This window comes from Thermus sp. CCB_US3_UF1, from assembly GCF_000236585.1.
Taxonomy (GTDB): domain Bacteria; phylum Deinococcota; class Deinococci; order Deinococcales; family Thermaceae; genus Thermus.
In genome coordinates this window covers 1,860,421-1,875,939 of record NC_017278.1, presented here as the reverse complement: position 1 = coordinate 1,875,939, position 15,519 = coordinate 1,860,421, and the positions used below count along the sequence as shown (strand labels likewise).

The 15,519-nt window shown below is 67.5% G+C and carries 17 protein-coding genes and 1 rRNA gene; 8 read left to right on the top strand and 10 right to left on the bottom strand.

The features are described from left to right. Window positions 1-17 precede the first annotated feature (17 nt). The gene (locus TCCBUS3UF1_RS09330; RefSeq protein ID WP_014516261.1) at window positions 18-1,151 is read left to right on the top strand and encodes a citrate synthase/methylcitrate synthase; all 1,134 of its coding nucleotides are present in this window, start codon (window positions 18-20) and stop codon (window positions 1,149-1,151) included. A 45-nt stretch (window positions 1,152-1,196) separates the two neighbouring features. On the opposite strand, the gene TCCBUS3UF1_RS09325 is transcribed toward TCCBUS3UF1_RS09330, so the two are convergent. From TCCBUS3UF1_RS09325 to era, 3 genes are read right to left on the bottom strand one after another with little or no spacing between them, the layout of a single operon-like run. Next, on the bottom strand, window positions 1,197-2,006 hold the full coding sequence (locus TCCBUS3UF1_RS09325) for a molybdopterin-synthase adenylyltransferase MoeB (protein WP_014516260.1): 810 nt from the start codon (window positions 2,004-2,006) through the stop codon (window positions 1,197-1,199). Then, a complete protein-coding gene (locus TCCBUS3UF1_RS09320; RefSeq protein WP_014516259.1) occupies window positions 2,007-2,888 on the bottom strand; it encodes an acyltransferase in 882 nt (293 codons plus the stop codon). A 43-nt stretch (window positions 2,889-2,931) separates the two neighbouring features. Then, on the bottom strand, window positions 2,932-3,837 hold the full coding sequence (gene era / locus TCCBUS3UF1_RS09315) for a GTPase Era (protein ID WP_014516258.1): 906 nt from the start codon (window positions 3,835-3,837) through the stop codon (window positions 2,932-2,934). 83 nt (window positions 3,838-3,920) lie between these two features. On the opposite strand from era, the gene dprA reads away from it, so the two are divergent. After that, on the top strand, window positions 3,921-4,922 hold the full coding sequence (gene dprA, locus TCCBUS3UF1_RS09310; protein WP_014516257.1) for a DNA-processing protein DprA: 1,002 nt from the start codon (window positions 3,921-3,923) through the stop codon (window positions 4,920-4,922). 39 nt (window positions 4,923-4,961) lie between these two features. On the opposite strand, the gene TCCBUS3UF1_RS09305 is transcribed toward dprA, so the two are convergent. Beyond that, on the bottom strand, window positions 4,962-5,870 hold the full coding sequence (locus TCCBUS3UF1_RS09305; RefSeq protein WP_014516256.1) for a manganese catalase family protein: 909 nt from the start codon (window positions 5,868-5,870) through the stop codon (window positions 4,962-4,964). 108 nt (window positions 5,871-5,978) lie between these two features. On the opposite strand from TCCBUS3UF1_RS09305, the gene TCCBUS3UF1_RS09300 reads away from it, so the two are divergent. Together TCCBUS3UF1_RS09300 and TCCBUS3UF1_RS09295 are read left to right on the top strand one after the other, a co-directional pair. After that, window positions 5,979-6,899: a hydrogen peroxide-inducible genes activator gene (locus tag TCCBUS3UF1_RS09300; protein ID WP_014516255.1), complete on the top strand. Its 921-nt coding sequence runs from the start codon at window positions 5,979-5,981 to the stop codon at window positions 6,897-6,899. Beyond that, a complete protein-coding gene (locus TCCBUS3UF1_RS09295; protein ID WP_014516254.1) occupies window positions 6,896-7,849 on the top strand; it encodes a branched-chain amino acid transaminase in 954 nt (317 codons plus the stop codon). Before TCCBUS3UF1_RS09300 ends, TCCBUS3UF1_RS09295 begins: the two co-directional genes overlap by 4 nt. On the opposite strand, the gene trmH is transcribed toward TCCBUS3UF1_RS09295, so the two are convergent. The 5 genes from trmH to dcd are packed head-to-tail and all read right to left on the bottom strand — an operon-like array spanning window position 7,839 to window position 11,248. Further along, entirely contained in the window at window positions 7,839-8,414 is a 576-nt protein-coding gene (trmH, locus tag TCCBUS3UF1_RS09290) for a tRNA (guanosine(18)-2'-O)-methyltransferase TrmH (protein ID WP_014516253.1), read from the bottom strand. The genes TCCBUS3UF1_RS09295 and trmH overlap by 11 nt on opposite strands. Next, on the bottom strand, window positions 8,398-9,021 hold the full coding sequence (gene hisG, locus TCCBUS3UF1_RS09285; protein WP_014516252.1) for an ATP phosphoribosyltransferase: 624 nt from the start codon (window positions 9,019-9,021) through the stop codon (window positions 8,398-8,400). Before hisG ends, trmH begins: the two co-directional genes overlap by 17 nt. Next, a complete protein-coding gene (locus TCCBUS3UF1_RS09280; protein ID WP_014516251.1) occupies window positions 9,018-10,097 on the bottom strand; it encodes an ATP phosphoribosyltransferase regulatory subunit in 1,080 nt (359 codons plus the stop codon). Before TCCBUS3UF1_RS09280 ends, hisG begins: the two co-directional genes overlap by 4 nt. Further along, a complete protein-coding gene (locus TCCBUS3UF1_RS09275; protein WP_014516250.1) occupies window positions 10,094-10,699 on the bottom strand; it encodes a peptidylprolyl isomerase in 606 nt (201 codons plus the stop codon). Before TCCBUS3UF1_RS09275 ends, TCCBUS3UF1_RS09280 begins: the two co-directional genes overlap by 4 nt. A gap of 3 nt (window positions 10,700-10,702) precedes the next feature. Next, complete coding sequence (dcd, locus tag TCCBUS3UF1_RS09270; protein ID WP_014516249.1) at window positions 10,703-11,248, bottom strand: dCTP deaminase; 546 nt, start codon at window positions 11,246-11,248, stop codon at window positions 10,703-10,705. Window positions 11,249-11,278: 30 nt separating this feature from the next. Between dcd and TCCBUS3UF1_RS09265 the strand changes: the two genes are divergently transcribed. Beyond that, a complete protein-coding gene (locus TCCBUS3UF1_RS09265) occupies window positions 11,279-12,136 on the top strand; it encodes an Ig domain-containing protein (protein WP_014516248.1) in 858 nt (285 codons plus the stop codon). A gap of 16 nt (window positions 12,137-12,152) precedes the next feature. Here the strand turns inward: TCCBUS3UF1_RS09265 and TCCBUS3UF1_RS09260 are convergent, their stop codons facing one another. Next, window positions 12,153-12,632 (bottom strand): macro domain-containing protein, encoded by a 480-nt coding sequence (locus TCCBUS3UF1_RS09260; RefSeq protein WP_014516247.1) that lies wholly within the window; start codon window positions 12,630-12,632, stop codon window positions 12,153-12,155. Between the two features lie 28 nt (window positions 12,633-12,660). Between TCCBUS3UF1_RS09260 and TCCBUS3UF1_RS09255 the strand changes: the two genes are divergently transcribed. The 3 genes from TCCBUS3UF1_RS09255 to TCCBUS3UF1_RS09245 all read left to right on the top strand — a co-directional run bounded on the left by TCCBUS3UF1_RS09255 (window position 12,661) and on the right by TCCBUS3UF1_RS09245 (window position 15,444). Next, a complete protein-coding gene (locus TCCBUS3UF1_RS09255; protein ID WP_014516246.1) occupies window positions 12,661-13,368 on the top strand; it encodes an SDR family NAD(P)-dependent oxidoreductase in 708 nt (235 codons plus the stop codon). After that, window positions 13,365-13,826: a transcriptional regulator NrdR gene (nrdR, locus tag TCCBUS3UF1_RS09250; RefSeq protein WP_014516245.1), complete on the top strand. Its 462-nt coding sequence runs from the start codon at window positions 13,365-13,367 to the stop codon at window positions 13,824-13,826. The genes TCCBUS3UF1_RS09255 and nrdR overlap by 4 nt, the downstream gene beginning before the upstream one ends. A 100-nt stretch (window positions 13,827-13,926) precedes the next feature. Beyond that, a 16S ribosomal RNA gene (locus TCCBUS3UF1_RS09245) occupies window positions 13,927-15,444 on the top strand. Window positions 15,445-15,519: the final 75 nt, after the last annotated feature.

The window sequence follows — 15,519 nt, the reverse complement described above, 5'->3', positions numbered from 1 at the left end:
CGGAAAAGGAGGAAGCTATGGAAGTGGCCCGCGGTTTGGAAGGCGTTCTGTTCACGGAAAGCCGCATGTGCTTCATCGACGGGGAAGCGGGGCGTCTTTACTACTACGGCATCCCCATCCAGGAGCTGGCGGAGAAAAGCACCTTTGAGGAGACCACCTTCCTCCTCCTTCACGGCAGACTTCCCAAGGGGGAAGAGCTGGAAACCTTCCAGCGAGAACTGGCCCGGAGGCGGGCCCTGCCCCCTCACCTCCTGGAGTCCTTCCGCCGCTACCCCGTCACCGCCCACCCCATGAGCTTCCTGCGCACGGCAGTCTCCGAGCTAGGCATGCTGGACCCCAAGGAGGCGGAGATCTCCCAGGAGGCCCTCTACGAGAAGGGCCTGGACCTCATCGCCAAGTTCGCCACCATCGTGGCCGCCAACAAGCGCCTCCGCGAGGGGAAGGAGCCCATTCCGCCCCGCGAAGACCTCTCCCACGCGGCCAACTTCCTCTACATGGCCAGCGGCCAGGAGCCCTCCCCGGAGCAGGAGCGCCTCATGGATGCGGCCCTCATCCTCCACGCCGAGCACGGCTTTAACGCCAGCACCTTCACCGCCATCGCCGCCTTTTCCACCGAGAGCGACCTCTACTCCGCCATCACCGCCGCCGTGGCCTCCCTCAAGGGGCCCCGGCACGGCGGGGCCAACGAGGCGGTGATGAAGATGATCCGGGAGATCGGTACCCCGGAGAGGGCCCGGGACTGGGTGCGGGAGAAGCTGGCCAAGAAGGAGCGCATTATGGGGATGGGCCACCGGGTCTACAAGGCCTTTGACCCCCGGGCGGGCGTCCTGGAAAAGCTGGCCCGGCGGGTGGCGGAAACCCACGGCCACTCCACCGAGTACCAGATCCTTAAGATCGTGGAGGAGGAGGCGGGGAAGGTCCTGAACCCCCGGGGCATCTACCCCAACGTGGACTTCTACTCCGGGGTGGTCTACTCCGACCTGGGCTTCGGCCTGGAGTTCTTCACCCCCATCTTCGCCGTGGCCCGCATCTCCGGCTGGGTGGGGCACATCCTGGAGTACAAGGCCCTGGACAACCGCCTCCTGCGCCCGGACGCCAAGTACATCGGCGAGCTGGACCGGCCCTACGTGCCCCTCGAGGCCCGGGCCTAGCCGCCCTAGGGACCCCGCCCCAGCCCTGAGCCTGGGGCGGGGTCTTCATAGGCCGCAGAAGGCCTCGTAGTCTACAAGTTCCCGCTGGGTGGGGTGGTCCCCGCACACGGGGCAGGTGGGGTTGCGGCGGAGCTTGAGCTTGCGGAAGCCCGCCTCGAGGGCCTCATAGAGGAGGAGGTACCCGGCCAAGGGCTGGCCCAGGCCCAGGAGGACCTTCAGGGCCTCGGCGGCCATGAGGCTTCCCACCACCGCGGGCAGCACCCCGAAGACCCCGGCCTCGGCGCACGAGGGCACGGACCCTGGGGGTGGGGGCTTGGGGAAGAGGCAGCGGTAGCAGGGCCCCATCTCCCCTTCCCCCGTGGGGTGGTGGAAGACCGCCACCTGGCCATCAAACTGGTAGATGGCCCCGTACACCAAGGGCTTACCCAGGAGCACGCAGGCGTCGTTGACCAGGTAGCGGGTGGGGAAGTTGTCGGAGGCGTCCACCACCAGGTCGTAGGGCCTGAGGACCTCCAGGGCGTTCTCCGAGGTCAGGCGTAGGGGGTAGGTGTCGATCCGCACCAGGGGGTTGAGGGCAAGGAGCCGTTCCTTGGCCGCCAGGGCCTTGGGCTTGCCCACGTCCTCGGTGGTGTAGAGCACCTGGCGGTGCAGGTTGGAAACCTCCACCCGGTCCATCTCCACGATCCCCACCCGGCCCACCCCCGCGGCCACCAGGTAGAGGAGGACCGGCACCCCAAGCCCCCCGGCCCCCACCACCACCACGGAGGCCCCCTTCAGCCTGGCCTGCCCCTCGGGCCCCACCTGGGGCAGGATCATCTGCCGGTGGTAGCGGTCCAGCTCCTCCTTGGTCCACATCTAGGCCTCCCGGGTGCCAAAGCCAGGGGGGAGGAAGTCGGGGTAGTCGGGGTTGCCCTTGCGGTCGGGCAGGCGGGGGATGAGGTCTGAGGGGTGGGGTTCCCCCTTGCGGCAGTAGGGGCAGTCGTGGCGCACCTTGTAGCGCACGGGCCGGGCGGGGATGCCCAGGGCGATGGCGTGGGGGGGGATGTCCCGGGTGACCACGGCCCCCGTGCCCACCATGGCGTCGTCCCCGATGCGCACCCCGGCCAGGATGGTGGCGTGGTAGGTGATGCGCACCCCGCTGCCGATCACCGTTTCCTTCAGGGTTACATCGGGGGAGGCCAGGACGTGGTGGGTGTGGCTGTAGACGTTCACGTAGTCGGAAAGGGAGGTGCGGTCCCCGATCTTGATGCCCCCAATATCGTCCAGGAGCACGTAGCGGTGGACCACCACGTCGTCCCCCAGTTCCAGGTTGTACCCCACGGAGAACTCCACATTCTGGAAAAACTTGGGGTTTTTCCCTACCCGCTTGAAGATGAAGGGGGCCAGGGCCCGCCGTAGGGCCACCCCCGAGTGCACGGACTGGCCCAGGGGGGTGAGGTCCAGCACCTTCCAGAACCAGAGGAGGGGTTTCACCCGGCGGAACTTCTCCGGGTCGGTGGCGGCGTAGTACTCCGCCTCAAAGGTGATCCCCTCGGGGTCCAGGGCCATGGCCGCCAAGGGGTTGACCTCCAAAAGCTCCTCATAGGGCCGTCCATAGAGGAGGCGGGCCAGCTCCTCCCGCACCAGGGCGTTCCGGTCCACGCCCGGGTCGGAAAGCCTTTCCGTGAGGCTTCCCAGGAAGCGGTCCAGGGCCTTTTGGTGCAAGGGGGCAATGGCTTGAGGCAGGAGCCAGGGCATAGGTTCATGCTAAAGGGGAAGGGCCCATCCGGGGTGCAGGGGCTTACTCTAGGGAGGAGCGGTAGCCCAGTTCCCTCAGGGCCTCGGGGTCCTTGCGCCAGTTGGGGTAGACCTTGACCTCGAGGTCCAGGTAGACCTTGCGGTTCAAGAACACCTCCAGCTGCTTCCTGGCGGCCTGGCCGATCTCCTTAAGCTTCCTTCCCCCCTCCCCGATGACGATGGCCTTTTGGGAGGGGCGCTCCACGTAGAGGATGGCCTTGATGTAGAGGATCCCGTTTTCCCGTTCGGCCACCTCCTCGGTCTTTGTGGCCACCGCGTAGGGCACCTCGTGCCACAGGCGCTTCATGGCCTCTTCTCGCACGATCTCCGCCACCCACTCGCCGAAGTCCTGGTCGCTTTTGGCGAAGCCCTCGGGGTAGAAGAAGGGGCCTTCGGGCAGGAGGGCCAGGAGCTCGGCCTTGAGCCCGGCCACCTGGCGCTCGTCCAGGGCGGAGAGGGCCCGGGCCTCGGCCTCGGGCAGGAGGGCATGGTAGGCCTTCAGGGCCTCCTCGGGGTATTTGGCCGCGTCCAGCTTGTTCCCCACCAGGAGGATGGGCACCTGGCCCGCCAGGGGTTTCAGGGCCTTGGCCACCATCTCGTCCTCCGGGGTGGGGGGGTGGCGGAGGTCCACCACCCAGACCACGGCGTTGACGTCGGCCAGGGCTTCGTACACCTCCCGGTCCATGAACTCCCCCAGGGCATCCGCGGGCTCGTGCAGGCCAGGGGTATCCACGAAGACGATCTGCCGGCGGCCCTCGGTGAGGATGCCGCGAAGGCGCTTCCGCGTGGTCTGGGGCTTGGGGCTGATGGGGGCCACCTTGACCCCAAGCAGGTTGTTGAGCAGGGTGGACTTGCCCACGTTGGGCTTGCCCACCAGGGCCACAAATCCGGAATGGGTTTTCTCTTCCATGGCTTCAGGTGATCCCGGCCCCTTGGGATTTGCCCTTGAGGGCAGGGGCCGGAGCTTCCAGGTTTTTCAGTATACTGCACGCCGTGGATCCCCTGGCCCTGGCCTTTCTGCCCGGGATCGGGCCCAAGCGGCTCCAGGAGCTCCTTTCCACGGAAGACCCCTTGCGGGCGCTAGGGGAGCGTTTCCCCCAGGCCTTGGCCGCCTGGCCCCTGGCCAGGCAACGGGCCGAGGAGGAGCGAAACCGGGCCAAGGCCCTGGGCGTGCGCCTCCTTGGCCTTTGGGAGGAGGATTTCCCCCCAGGCCTCAAGCGCCTGCCCCAGCCCCCCACCCACCTCTACCTGAAAGGCACCCTGCCCGAGGAGGAAAAGGCCGTGGCCCTGGTGGGCACCCGGCGGGCCTCGCCCTGGGCCTTGGCCTTCACCCGCCGGCTTTCCCGGGGGCTGGCCGAGGCGGGGGTTTGGGTGGTTTCCGGCCTGGCCCGCGGGGTGGACCGGGAGGCCCACCTGGGGGCCTTGGAGGGGGGTGGGCGGACTCTCGGGGTTTTGGGGAGCGCCCTGGACCGGATCTACCCGCCCGAGCACCGCTCCTTGGCGCAAAGGATGGACCTCCTCTCCGAGTTTCCCTTCGGCACCGGGCCCAAACCCGAGTTCTTCCCCCGGCGCAACCGCCTCATCGCCGGCCTGGTGCGGGCGGTGGTGGTGGTGGAGGCCCCTTTGGCCTCCGGGGCCCTCATCACCGCCCGCTACGCCCTGGAGTTGGGCAAGGAGGTCTTGGCGGTGCCGGGGCGGCCCACGGACGAGGGGTCCCTGGGGGCCAACCGCCTGATCCAGGACGGGGCCTACCCCGTGCTGGCCCCGGAGGATGTCCTTTCCTACCTGGGGTTTACCCCCAGGCCCAGGGAGGCTTTGGGCCTCTCCCCTGAAGAGGCGGCCCTCCACGCCCTCCTGCAGAAGGGGGAGGCCCTTCCCGAGGACCTGGCCCAAGCCCTGGGCCTTCCCCCGGAGCGGGTGCTGGCCCTGCTGACCCTTTTGGAGCTCAAGGGGCTGGCCCAAGCCTTGCCCGGGGGGCGGTACGGGGCAGCCTAGCCCTGGCCGGGCCAGGCCCGGCCAGGGCGCTTTGGGGCCTTACTTGGCCTTCTCGTAGAGCTTCTTGGCGATCTCGTAAAGCTCGCCCGGGTGGAACTCGGGGGCGAACTCCGCGGCGTCGTGGCCAAGGTCAAAGACCGGGCCGCCCTGGGGAGGCCCATCCACCACCACCACCGGGCTCCCATCCTCGGGGGAGGCCCCGTTCCAGATGAGGCCCAGGTCCTGGTAGTCCGAGGGGCTGAAGCGGTAGAGGTTCTTGTGGAAGCCCAGGTCCATGTACTTCTTGGCCTCGGGGATCTTGCTGTTCTCGATGCGGGGGATGGGGAGCATCTTGGTCATCTCCACCCCGGTAAGGCTTTCCAAGGCCTTGCCGTAGGCAGCGGCGTGCACCCCGCCCCGCACCAGGAGGTAGCCGATCATCTCCCGGGCCACGGGGTTTGGCGTCATCTCGTAGACCCGCAGCTTGTGGGTACGGGCGGCCACCTCCAGGAAGAAGTTGTGCAGGAGATCCAGGATGAGGTTGCCGCTGGTGAAAACGTACTCCCCGTGCCAATGCTCCCCCATGGCTCCCATCACCAAGCTGTTGGCCCCGCCGGCGATGAAGTGGGCGGCGTTGCGGGCGTCCTTGGCGTAGCCCAGGGGGGCGCTCACCGGGTCTACGCCCTCCTCCAGGTCCTGCCCCGGGTTCTTGGCCAGGAGGCTGTTGATGGTGGCGGCCACCAGCTCGATGTGCCCCAGCTCCTCGGTGGCGATGTTGGCGATGAGGTCGTAGTAGGGCTTGAGGGCCTTCTTCCCCCGGAAGTTGAAGGACTGGTACATGTAGTTCATCAGGGTGGACATCTCCCCGAAGCGCCCCCCCAGAAGGGCCTGCACCGCGGCGGCGGCGTTGGGGTCTTGCTCCTTGGGCATGGGCAGTTCAATCTGTAGGCGGTCTATCCTAAGAAACATCCTTTCACCTCCTGCCTGGCCCCTTGGGGGCTAGGCGGTTTTTACCTTAGGCGGCCCGGGAGGTATAAGTCTAATAGATTTTTTATGCCTAAGAGATAAAATTAAGTTATGAACCCAAGCCTGGACCAGCTGCGCTATCTGGTGGCCCTGGCCGAGGAGGGGAGTTTCACCCGGGCCGCGGAGCGGGTCTACCTGACCCAGCCCGCCCTCAGCGTCCAGATCCGCAAGCTGGAGGAGGCCCTGGGGGTAAGGCTCTTTGACCGGAGGGAGGGCAGGCCCACGGAGGTGGGCCAGGCGGTGGTGGCCCAGGCCCGCCGGGTGCTAGAGGAGGTGGAGAGGCTCAAGGCCCTGGCCCGGGGGGAGGAGGGGGTGTTTCAGGGGCCCTTCCGCATCGGGGTCATCCCCACCCTGGCCCCCTACCTCCTCCCCCGGCTGTTGCCCCGGCTTGCGGAGCGGTTTCCTGCCCTCGAGGTCTCCGTGCGCGAGGAGCTCACCCCGGGCATCCTGGAGGGGCTGGCCCAGGGCCGCCTGGATGCGGGCCTGGTGGGCACGGAGGAGCGGGTCCCCGGCCTGACGGCCCTGGCCCTTTTCTCGGAGGCCTTTTGGGCCTACGTGGCCCCGGGCCATCCCCTTTACGCCCGGGCCCAGATCCACCCCCTGGAGATACCCCTGGAGGACACCTGGATCCTTTCCGAGGGGCACTGCTTCCGCGACCAGATCCTTTCCGTCTGCCGCCCCAGCCTGGGCCGCAGGCGGGTGGAGTTCCAAAGCGGGGACCTGGAAACCCTAGTCCTCTTGGTGGAGGAGGTGGGGGGGTTGACCCTACTGCCCGAGGTGGCCCTCTGGACCCTACCCCCAGCCAAACGGGCCCACCTGCGCCCCCTAAGCCCCCCGGGAGCGGGCCGCACCGTTTACCTTCTCCTACGGGAGGGGAGCCTCAAGGCCCGGGTGGCCCTGGCCCTGGCCGAGGAGGCCCGGGCGGTCTTCCGGGCCCTCAAGGGGTATGATGGGGGCGGAGGTTCGCCATGACCAAGCCGGAGGCCAAGGGCGGCGACGTGCACATCAAGGCCGGGCTCATCTGGATGAACGGCCAGCTCCTGCCCCAGGAGGAGGCCAAGACCAGCGTCCTGAGCCACGCCCTCCATTACGGCACCAGCGTCTTTGAGGGGATACGGGCCTACGAGACCCCCAAGGGCCCTGCCGTTTTCCGCCTGAAGGAGCACGTGCGGCGCTTCTACCACTCGGCCAAGGTGCTCCGCATGGAGATCCCCTTCCCCCCCGAGGCGTTGGAGGAAGCCATCTTGGAGGTGGTGCGGCAAAACGGCTACAAGAGTTGCTACATCCGGCCCCTGGCCTGGATGGGGGCCAAGGCCCTGGGGGTAAACCCCCTGCCCAACAACCCCGCCGAGGTCATGGTGGCCGCCTGGGAGTGGGGGGCCTACCTGGGGGAGGAGGCGGTGAGGAAGGGGGCCAAGCTCATCACCAGCTCCTGGGCCCGCTTCCCCGCCAACGTGATGCCGGGGAAGGCCAAGGTGGGCGGGAACTACGTGAACTCGGCCTTGGCCAAGATGGAGGCCGTGGCCGCTGGGGCCGACGAGGCCCTGCTCCTGGACGAGGAGGGGTATGTGGCCGAGGGGAGTGGGGAGAACCTCTTCTTCGTGCGGGACGGCGTGGTCTACGCCCTAGAGCACTCGGTGAACCTCGAGGGCATCACCCGGGACTCTGTGATCCGCATCGCCAAGGACCTGGGCTATGAGGTCCAGGTGGTGCGGGCCACCCGGGACCAGCTCTACATGGCCGACGAGGTCTTCATGACCGGGACCGCCGCCGAGGTAACCCCGGTGTCCGCCATCGACTGGCGGCCCATCGGCACGGGGAGCGCCGGGCCCATCACCCTGCGCCTTCGCCAGGTCTACCTGGAGGCGGTCCGGGGGCTCAGGCCGGAGTACGAGGGCTGGCTCACCTACGTCATTTCCTGAGCCAATCCTCCAGCACCCGGGCGTACAGCTCGGGGTCCAGGCGGGGCCTCTCGTAAAGCCCCGCCCTTAGCCTTTGCCGCTGGGCCTCAAAGAGGATCACCGCTGCGGCCACGCTGACGTTGAGGCTTTGCACCATGCCCAGCATGGGGATCTGGATGGCCCCGTCCGCCAGGGCCAGGGCCTCCGGGGAAACCCCCCACTTCTCCGCCCCCAGGAGGATGGCCGTGGGCTGGGTGTAGTCTACCTCCCGGTAGTCCTGGGCCTCCCGGCTCAAGGCGGTGGCGTAGACCCGGAAGCCCCGCTCCCTAAGGAAGCGAAAGGCCTCGGCGATGTCCGGGTGCACCCGGAGGTAGACCCATTTGTGGCTGCCCCCGCTGGTCTCGTTGAAGGTGGGCACGCCCCCCGTGGGGTTCACCGCGTGGGCCTCGAGGACCCCCACGGCGTCGCAGGAACGCAGGATGGCCGAGAGGTTGTGGGGCTTGTGCACGTTTTCCAGGAGCACCGTGAGGTCGGGCTGGCGCCTTTTTAGGACATCTTCTATTCGCTTTCTACGGGCCTCCGTCACGTCCCCTTAGCTTAGCGATGAGGGGCTTCAAAAGCGAGCGCTTCAGCTTTAGGGCCTGGCGGTTCACCACCAGGCGGGCGGTGGAGTGGGCCAGAACCTCTACCTCCACGAGCCCCGCTGCCCTTAGGGTGGCCCCGGTCTGGACCACGTCCACCACCGCGTCGGCCAGGCCCGTAACCGCCGCCAGCTCGATGTTCCCGGAAAGCTCCACCACGTCCGCCACCAGGCCCCGCGCCTTAAGGAAGCGGGCGGTGAAGTTGGGGTACTTGGTGGCGATGCGGCGGATGGGGGAGGTGTCCCCGGGGCGGCGGATGAGGGAAAGCCGGCAGGCGCCAAAGCCCAGGTCCACGGGCTCAAAGAGGTCGCGGCCTGAGTCCAGAAGCACGTCCTTCCCCACCACCCCCACCTCGGCGATGCCCAGATCCACGTAGACGGGCACGTCCTTGTTGCGCAACTCCAGAAGGGCAATCCCCCCCTCCTTCCCGTGGAGGAGGGCCCGCTCGTCCTCCACCGGGGGAAGCTCCAGGCCGGCTTCCTTCAAGGCCTGGTAGGCTTCCTGGAACATCCGCCCCTTGGGCAGGGCGATGGTGAGGAGGTAGCGCCTCATTCCGCCCTCCAAAGCCGCTCCCCTTGGGCCAGGTAGGGGATGCCCCGGGAGCGGGCGTAGGCCAGGGGGTCCTCCCCGTGGAAAAGCTCCACCCGCTTCTCCCCGGCGAAGCGCCGCAGGGCCTTAAGGTCCAGGGCCAGGACCTCCGGGGGCTCCTCCTTGCCCACAGGCCTCAGGGCCTCCAGGACCCGCTCCACCCCCAGGGCGAAGCCCGCGGCCCGGGGCAGAAGCGCCCCGTCGTACCGCCCGCCCCCCAGGAGGGGGAGGCCGAACCCCGGGGTGTAGGCGCGGAAGAAGATGCCCGAGTAGTACTCGTAGCGCCGGGCCATGCCCAGATCCAAAAGCACCGGCTTCTCCAGGAGCTCCAGGGTCCTTTCCAGGTCGGCCAGGGCCTTTTGCGCCCGCTTGGGCAGGGGCAGGCCCTTGGCCTCTTGCAGGACCTCCTTGTCCCCGTAGAGGTCGGGCAGGGCCAGGAGGGTTTTCCGGGCCTCTTCGGGCACGGGGTGGCGGGCCAAAAGGGCTTGGAGCTCGGGGAGGTTTTTGCGGTGGATGGCGGTCTGGGCGGCCCTTTGCGCCTCTTTGGGCAGGCCCGAGGCCTTCAGCACCTCCCCCACCAGGCCGGGAAGGCCCACCTCCACCACCCCCTCAATGCCCAAGGCCTCCAGGGCGGCGAAGGCCAGGTAGAGGACCTCGGCGTCGGCCAGGGGGCCCGTGGCCCCGATGAGCTCGAGGCCCACCTGGGTGTACTCCCGCAATCGGCCCAGCTCCGCGTCCGCTTCCCTAAGCCACAGGGCTCCCGCGTACTGGAAGCGGTAGACCCCTTCCCCCAACTGGCCGCGGAGGAGCTTGGCCAGGAGGGTGGTGAACTCGCTCCGCAGGAAGAGCACCTCCCCTGTCTTGTCCACCAGCTTGAAGGCCCGCTCCGCCAGGGGATGGGCGGGATCATGGTTCTCCAGGGCCGGGAGCTCCACGGGCTCGTAGCCGTGGTGCAGGAAAAGCCCCTGCAGCCGGGCCATGAGCCCGGCCTTGAGCCGGGCCTCGGGGGGAAGGAGGAAGCGGGTGCCCTCGGGGATCATTCCTTGACCAGGATCTCCACCGCCAGGATCCTGTCCCGCTCGCCCCCCGCCCCCGGGCCCTCCGTGGGGGCCAGGCGGCGCACCACCTCCATCCCCTCCACCACCTTGGCGAAGAGGGTGTACTGCCCGGTCAGGTGGGGGGTGGGGGCCAGGGTGATGAAGAACTGGCTCCCGTTGGAGTTGGGGTCCTGGGTGCGGGCCATGCCCACCATTCCCTCCCGGTCAAAGGCCAGGCCCGGGGCGATCTCCAGGCCAAAGGCGTACCCCGGTCCGCCCCGGCCCGTGCCCGTGGGGTCCCCGGTCTGGGCCACGAACCCGGGGATGACCCGGTGCCAGACCACGCCCTCAAAGTAGCGGTGGAGGGCCAGAAAGACGAAGGAGTTCACCGTGTTGGGGGCTTCCTTTTCCAGGAGGTCCAGGAGGATCTCCCCCTTGGTGGTCTTGAGGCGGGCGTAGTAGTCCTTGCCCGCTTCCAGCACCGCCTCGGGGGTCTTGAAGCTGCGGACCGGGGTCGGGGAAAGGTAGGGAAGGGGCTTCATGCTCTCACCCTTGCAGGCGCCAAGGAGGAAGAGGAGGGAGAGGAGAAACGCGCGCACCCCCATAGCCTACACCCGGGGCAGGGTGATGCCCTTCTGCCCCTGGTACTTGCCCTTGCGGTCCTTGTAGGTGACCTCGGGCCTGGGGCCCTCCAGGAAGAGGATCTGCACGATCCCCTCCCCGGCGTAGACCTTGGCGGGCAAGGGGGTGGTGTTGGAGATCTCCAGGGTGACGTGCCCCTCCCAGCCCGGCTCCAGGGGGGTGACGTTGGCCACGATGCCGCAACGGGCGTAGGTGCTCTTGCCCAAAGCGATGGCGATCACGTTTTCCGGCATGCGGATGTACTCGATGCTCCGGGTAAGGGCGAAGGAGTTGGGGGGGATGATGACCTCCTCCCCCTCGTACTCCACGAAGCTCCGGGGGTCAAAGCCCTTGGGGTCCACCACCGTGGAGAAGACGTTGGTGAAGATCTTCCACTCCGGAGCGGCGCGGAGGTCGTAGCCGAAGGAGGAGAGGCCGTAGCTGATCACCCCTTCCCGCACCAGGCGCTCCTCAAAGGGCTCAATCATGCCCTTTTGGGCCATCTCCCGGATCCACCAGTCCGGCTTAACCATGCCTTCAACTATACCCGCTAGACTGGCCCTATGCGGAAGTTCTGGCCCCTTGCCTTCCTCCTTGCCGCCTGCGGCGCCCAGGACCCCACGGGGGTGGGAACCGAGCCCTTGCGCCTTACCGGCGCCACCCTGCCCCCCGCCTACCTGGGGGAGAGCTACACCGCCCTCTTCAGCGCCGAGGGCGGGGTGCGGCCCTACACCTTTGCCCTGGAGGGCAAGCTGCCCCAGGGCCTCGTCTTCCAGGGGGGGAGGATCCAGGGGGTGCCCCGGGAAAAGGGCCAGTTCCCCCTTACCCTCACCGTGGAGGACGGGGCCAAGAACAGCCGGGTGCAGAAGCTGACCCTGACGGTTTCCGACCCCCCGCCGCCCCGGCTCACCCTGGTGGTCCCTCCCGCCCAGGTGGAGGGCCCCTTCCTCCTTCTGGGCCGGGTGGAGGTGCGGGAGGCGGTGGGTTTCCAGCTGGAGGTGGGCCTGGCCGATCTGGAACCCGATCTGAAGGGCTTACGGGGGGTGGGCCCCGCCTACCTCCTGGACTACGATCCCGCCACGGGCCTCCTGCGCTTGGACATGGCCTTTCCCCGGCCCCTTAAGGACCAGGAGGCCTTCCGCCTCCTCCTCACCCCCAAGAAGCCCGTGCTCCCCAGGTTGAGCCCCCGGGTGGTCCTCTACGACAAGGAGGGGAAGCCCCTGGGGCAGCCCCTCCCCCGGGGTAAAGCCTTCGGCGAGCTTTGGGCTTTGGCCCAGAACTGGGGCAAGGAGGGCCAGGGGCTCAAGGGGGACCTGAACGGGGACGGCAAGGTGGGGGTGGGGGACCTCGAGGCCCTGGCCGCGGGGTACTTCCCTAAGGCCGAAGCCCCCCAGGGCCAGGGGGAGGGGAGGGCCCCCTAGAAGGGGGATCCTCCCTCTAAAGGGCGCGGCGGATGGCCTCGGCGTCCTCTCGGCGGTAGCCGTACAGGGTGACCTCCAGGGTATCGGGGGCCTGCTTGATCTCCTCCAGCATCACCCGGGCCACCGCCTCCACGGGTAGCCCCCCTACCCCCGTGCCCAAAAGGGGAAAGGCCAGGGTCTTAAGGCCCAGCTCCACCGCCTTGGCCAGGGCGCTCCGGGTGGCCTGGCGCACGGTTTCCAGGCTGGCGGGCATATCCCCCAGGACGGCGGCGTGGATCACGTAGCGCACGGGCAGGCGGCCGGCCTCCGTCACTGCGGCCTCCCCCACCCGGATGGGGCCGATGCGGTCGCAGGCCTCCTGGATGGAGGCCCCTCCTTTGCGCAGGATGGCCCCCGCCACCCCGGACCCCAGCTTCAGCCAGTTGTTGGCGGCGTTCACGATGGCGTCCCCCTGGAACTCGGTGATATCCCCCTCTGCCACGCGGATGCGGGCCATGCCCTCATTTTCCCGTACAATGGGCCTGATGTCACGGGATCTTCTGGGCCTCGAGGGGCGGATCGTCATGGTGACCGGGGCCGGACGCGGTTTCGGGCGGGCCATCGCCCATGGCTACGGGCGCAACGGGGCCACGGTCATCGCCGTGGACCCCGACGTGGAGCTGGCCACCTCCGTGGCCTCCGAGGTGGAGGCCCTGGGGGCCACGGCCATCCCCATCCGCGGGGACATGAGCGTGGTCTTGGACGTGACCAGCACCTTTGAAAAGGTGGAGGAACTCTATGGACTTCTGGACGGCATCGTCCACGTGACCACCGCGGAAAGCAAGACCCCCTTTGTGGAGCTTCTTGAGGGGGAGTGGTACGACCTCATGAGCCAGGACGTGAAATCCAGCCTTTACGTGCTGCAGCAGGGCCTCCGCCACCTGGCCGGGGGTGGGTTCGTTACCCTGGTCCTCCCCCCCGCGGTCCGCATGGAGCCCCATACCCTCTCGGTGCGCAAGGCGGTGGAGGGTCTTATTGAAGGGGCCAGCCGTACCTTCCCCGGGGTGCGGGTGAACGGGGTGGTCCCCTCCCGGGATCCCGTGGGGGAGGCCTACGACCAGGCCTTGGTCCGGGCGGCCTTGGGCCTGGGTTCCATGGTCTCCGAGGGGATCCGGGGGGTGGTCCTGGAGGTCCAGCTCCCCGAGCCGCCCGCTGCCCCCGAGGTCTACGAGCTCCTGCGGGAAATCCCATGAAGTGCCCCTACTGCGGCCACCCCGATACCCGGGTGGTGGACTCCCGCCCCTCCGACGAGGGGGCGGCCATCCGCCGCCGCCGGGAGTGCCCAGGCTGTGGCCGCCGCTTCACCACCTACGAGCGCACCCAGCTGGAGCCCCTCATGGTGGTCAAGCGGGACGGGCGCCGGGAACCCTTCAACCCCGATAAGCTCCTAAGGGGCCTCCTCCTGGCCTGTGAGAAGCGGCCCGTGGACCAGGAAGCCCTGAGGCGCTTCGCCTACACCTTTGAAGACCAGGTGGCGGGCCCGGAAATCTCCTCCGAGGAGATCGGCCTCAAGGCCATGGCCTTCCTGCGCGACCTGGACCACGTGGCCTACATCCGCTTCGCCTCCGTCTACCGCGAGTTTGACTCGGTGGAGCGCTTCATTGAGGAGATCCGCCGCTTAGGGGGAGTTGACAAGAAGGAGGAGGGTTGATAGCATGACTTTTGCTGCGCGGGCGAAAGCCCAAGCAGGGGGATCTTGAAAAGGGGAGAACACCGGAAACCAAGCACACCTACGCCTTACAGGCGTTTTTTGGTTGGAGAGTTTGATCCTGGCTCAGGGTGAACGCTGGCGGCGTGCCTAAGACATGCAAGTCGGGCGGGCCATGGGGATACTCATGGTCAGCGGCGGACGGGTGAGTAACGCGTGGGTGACCTACCTGGAAGAGGGGGACAACCTGGGGAAACCTAGGCTAATCCCCCATGTGGTCACGCCCTGTGGGGTGTGACTAAAGGGTGAGAGCCTGCTTCCGGATGGGCCCGCGTCCCATCAGCTAGTTGGTGGGGTAAGAGCCCACCAAGGCGACGACGGGTAGCCGGTCTGAGAGGATGGCCGGCCACAGGGGCACTGAGACACGGGCCCCACTCCTACGGGAGGCAGCAGTTAGGAATCTTCCGCAATGGGCGCAAGCCTGACGGAGCGACGCCGCTTGGAGGAGGAAGCCCTTCGGGGTGTAAACTCCTGAACTGGGGACGAAAGCCCTGATGAGGGGGATGACGGTACCCAGGTAATAGCGCCGGCCAACTCCGTGCCAGCAGCCGCGGTAATACGGAGGGCGCGAGCGTTACCCGGATTTACTGGGCGTAAAGGGCGTGTAGGCGGTCTGGGGCGTCCCATGTGAAAGACCACGGCTCAACCGTGGGGGAGCGTGGGATACGCTCAGGCTAGACGGTGGGAGGGGGTGGTGGAATTCCCGGAGTAGCGGTGAAATGCGCAGATACCGGGAGGAACGCCGATGGCGAAGGCAGCCACCTGGCCCATTGGTGACGCTGAGGCGCGAAAGCGTGGGGAGCAAACCGGATTAGATACCCGGGTAGTCCACGCCCTAAACGATGCGCGCTAGGTCTCTGGGTTTACTGGGGGCCGAAGCCAACGCGATAAGCGCGCCGCCTGGGGAGTACGGCCGCAAGGCTGAAACTCAAAGGAATTGACGGGGGCCCGCACAAGCGGTGGAGCATGTGGTTTAATTCGAAGCAACGCGAAGAACCTTACCAGGCCTTGACATGCTAGGGAACCCATCTGAAAGGGTGGGGTGCCCCGTGAGGGGAGCCTTAGCACAGGTGCTGCATGGCCGTCGTCAGCTCGTGTCGTGAGATGTTGGGTTAAGTCCCGCAACGAGCGCAACCCCTGCCCTTAGTTGCCAGCGGGTGAGGCCGGGCACTCTAGGGGGACTGCCTGCGAAAGCAGGAGGAAGGCGGGGACGACGTCTGGTCATCATGGCCCTTACGGCCTGGGCGACACACGTGCTACAATGCCCACTACAGAGCGCTGCGACCTGGTGACGGGGAGCGAATCGCGGAAAGGTGGGCGTAGTTCGGATTGGGGTCTGCAACCCGACCCCATGAAGCCGGAATCGCTAGTAATCGCGGATCAGCCATGCCGCGGTGAATACGTTCCCGGGCCTTGTACACACCGCCCGTCACGCCATGGGAGCGGGTTTTACCCGAAGTCGCCGGGAGCCTAAGGGCAGGCGCCGAGGGTAGGGCCCGTGACTGGGGCGAAGTCGTAACAAGGTAGCTGTACCGGAAGGTGCGGCTGGATCACCTCCTTTCTAAGGAGCATGCCCGGTGTTCTCCCCTTTTCCGGTCCTAAAGGGCGCCTTCGGGCGCCCTTTTTTGTTGCCAGA